This is a genomic window from Blautia sp. MSK18_10 (assembly GCF_020553185.1).
GTDB classification, from domain to species: domain Bacteria; phylum Bacillota; class Clostridia; order Lachnospirales; family Lachnospiraceae; genus Blautia_A; species Blautia_A wexlerae.
Genome location: NZ_JAJCGT010000085.1, coordinates 1 through 3,856, shown reverse-complemented (window position 1 = coordinate 3,856; position 3,856 = coordinate 1). Strand labels below are relative to the sequence as shown.

1 protein-coding gene is annotated in these 3,856 nt (G+C 35.3%); it reads left to right on the top strand.

Translation table 11 applies throughout. From position 1 onward, the window contains the following. Positions 1-273 precede the first annotated feature (273 nt). Positions 274-3,856 (top strand): hypothetical protein (locus LI074_RS16765; RefSeq protein ID WP_173698442.1); only part of this gene is annotated, 3,583 nt, incomplete at its 3' end.

Genomic DNA, 3,856 nt, shown 5'->3' with positions numbered 1-3,856 from the left:
GTTTAGTAAAAAAATTTGCGCGTCTAACTCATCACTGAAAGTAACGAGAATGCGATGCGCAGTTATTCAATTGTATCTCGTTGATATAGTTGAAAGCTTTTTATGTGATAACATAACGATTTCTTAATATAACTGATGATTTAAATATAAAAACCCACAAAAAACATAATTATAAATGATATATCTTATATACTCTGCAATCTCGAAAACTATTCTGGATACGAAAATTTCCATAAAAACAACCTGTCCACCACCCAAAGGGGAACTATAATCATGACAAAGATTAAAAACACAAAGAAGGGCATGGCAAAAAAGACATTAAGTATGTCACTTGTTGTTGCAATGCTTGCTACTTCTAATGTGCCGGTATGGGCTGCTGAGTTCAGTGATGGTTCTGATGCATCAGTTGCTACAGAAGCTCCAGCTGCTGAAACATTTTCTGATGATGCTACAAAAGCATCCGCTACTGCTGATACAGAAAATACCACTCCTGTTGTAGAAGATACTACAGCAGACGTTGCATCTGAAAGCATTAATGGTAATGAGTATAAAGCGACTTTTGCAGCTATGACAATTGATGGCAACGAAGTTAAAGATACTACTGAATGGGGTAAAAAATTAACAACAAACGTAACAATTGATACTAATTCAGCCATTAGCGATGCTTCTTTACACTTTGCATGGACAGTAGATGGTGATATTTTTGGTAATAAGGCTGACTATAGTACCGCAAGTGCTTCTGCTAGCATTAATTTAACCGGAGATATGGTCGGCAAAAAAGTAGCATTACGCGCTTATGCCATAAAAGACGACAAGGTTGTATGGCGTAGTGATTCCAATGCAATTACTGTTGAAGCAAAGGATATTGCCAAATATATAACAAAGGTAGAAGCTGATGATCCAGAATATACTGGTGAAATCCTAAAATCAGTACCAAAAATCACTACAACTGAAGACGGATTAAAGGTTACAGGTAATAAGTTAGAAGACGTAGAAAAAATATATAATGTTGGCTATGATCAGAATAGCAATTATATTGATGTAACAGAAAAGCCAATCACTATTACATTAACACCTAAGTCTTCTGCATACAAAGGTTCTGTCACAACAACTTATGAAATCAAGCCTAAGAAACTGAATAGTGGCGAGTATGGCGGCAAAATGATTGCCACATTAAAGAAAACATCTGTTAAATATAATGGAAGCAGTACTGGAACAGGAACTATGAAAGTTCTTAAATCAGATATTGAATTGATAGATAAAGAGACTAAAGCTGATTTATCTAATTATTTAGCAGTTGACAAGAATGGCTATGTAAATGTTACTAAAAATCTTAATACTTTTGTAAGCCTGATTCACGGTGTACCGACTACAGGAAATAATAAAAACTATGAGATTGCTGGTGGCACTGCTGATAGTGAAGATGGCAGAAGAATACAAGCTACTAATAATATTGAAATTGAAAATCGTGATTTAAATACAGTAGTTGCGACGATCAAACCAGTAAAAGCAAATGGAAACAAAGTTGCAAGTGTTGATATTACTTACAAAGATAAGGATACAAATGAAATCTTAACTATTGATAATGATGTTGACGTTACTATACCTACAAATGCTGTCAATGTAGGAAAATATACAGTTACAATTACTGCTAAACCGGGAAAAAAAGTAACCGGAAGTACAACCGCAGAATTAGCTATCTATGCAACCAATATCCAAGATACTACTCTTAAGAAAAATGGAACTGTAACAGAAGAATCTACTACATCAAGCGGAAAAACAACTTATAAAGTTAAGGATAATATTAAAAAGTATTATACTGGAGAACCAGTAACCTTTACCACAGATGAAATTGGTGTTCCGACAACATCACAGAATGCCCCATTGACAGATAAGGATTATGAAATTACTTATTCCAATAATACCAATGCTGGCACTGCCAAAATGTTCCTGATTGGTAAGTCCAGCTATGAAAACAGTATTAAGGAATATAGTTTTAATATTCTTAAAACTCCGGTCAGCAAGATTGAAGCAAATGATTATGTTGATGAAATTGTCAACGCTAAACCGGAAGATTACAAAGCAGCAATGGGCTTAACTGTTAAGGCACAGGTTCCGGGAACAAATAAAATCTTAACCTTGGAAGAAGGAAAAGACTATACTGTAAAATATGATATTATTAACAACGGAACAGAGGTTAAAGCCAGCGTTACTTTAAATACTTCTGCTACTGCTAATTTTGATAATTCTGGTAATGTCACACTTGAAAAAAAGGTTAATATAGTCAAAGCAACATTAAAACCGGAAAACATCAAGTTAAGGGAAACTTCCTTCACATACAATGGACAGCCTGTTGAGCCGGCATTTGACGTAGTTGTTGGTGGACAGATTCTGCCAGGACCAGGAGCCAAGGATAGTGATGATAACGATATCTCTGCATATACATATAATTACACTAATAACGTAAATGCAGGTACTGCTACTCTGACTGTTAAAGGTACTGGTGATTATAAGGGAACTGCAAGTGTAACTTATACAATCCAGTCTGCTGATGCATCTAAATTAGTAGGAGCTATTGCTACTCAGGAATACCGAGGATATTCTCTTCATATTCCGGCTAATAAGATTGATCTTACGTTAGGTGGAAAGAAAATTGATGTTGCAAGCAACTTTACTTTAACTTACGGTGAAAACAAAGAAGTTGGAGAAGGTACAGTTACATTAACACCAAAAAATAATAACTTTACAGGAACTAAAACTTTAACATTTAAAATCTGTGGTGAAATGTTATCTACAGATCCGGCAAGCGGATTCAAATATGTGGATAAAGATGGATTTACAATCGATACTAATAAAAAGAAATTTAAATATGATGGAACTGAACAGACATTTGCTAAGACAACGTTAGATAATAAGACTGGAAAAGCATTAACAGCAGGTACTGATTATGAAATCAAATATGTTGACAATGTATATGGTCAGAAAGGTATTGATGGTAGTACTTCAAAACAGTATGCCGCAGTTCTCGCTATTGCTAAAGGAAAATTTGGTGGAAATCTTACATCAACAACACATAGCATTTCTGTAAAAGATGGTGTATATACTGATGCTGCCGGAAATAAAATAACAAATGTTTTTGCTATTGATTTCATTGAAATTGAACAGGAGACAATTGATAGCAGTAATGTTTCTGTTTCCAACGGAACATATGCAGCAGGTCTTCCAGTTAAACCATCTGTAAAAATTGTTGTAAAAGGCAGAACACTGGTAGAAGGTACAGATTATGACCTGGATGTATCCGCTAACAAAGATGTTATTAATGCAACAGCTAAAAACAGCCTTGTTGTTACTATCGTTCCAAAGAATGGTTATAAAAAACAAGACAATACATTAGTAAATCTTCCATGGGGAATTGATAAATTTAACCTTGCAAATGCAGATGTAACTGTAGATGGAGACAAAATTACTGTTAAATGTGGAAAAGTAGAAGTCCCATCTAATGAATATACAGTAACAAAAGATGCCGCAGCAAACAAAGTTACTGTAACAGCTACAAAGGATAACAAAAATTACACAGGTTCCAAGACAGTTTCTGCCGTTGTGACTGATCCGACAGAAAGACCAGCAGCTCCAATGATCAGCAGCGTTAAAGTTGTTGGCAACAAAGCAACTGCTATTCTTTCCGGTGATTCCGAAGGTGCTGCAGGTTATGACTATGTAATCTCCACAGACCGCGACTGCATCACAAACAAAGATTACGATTCCGTAAACAAGAATCAGGTTCAAACTTCTACTACATTTAAATATGTACAGCAGGGAACCTACTACGCATACTGCCACGCTTGGAAACGTGACG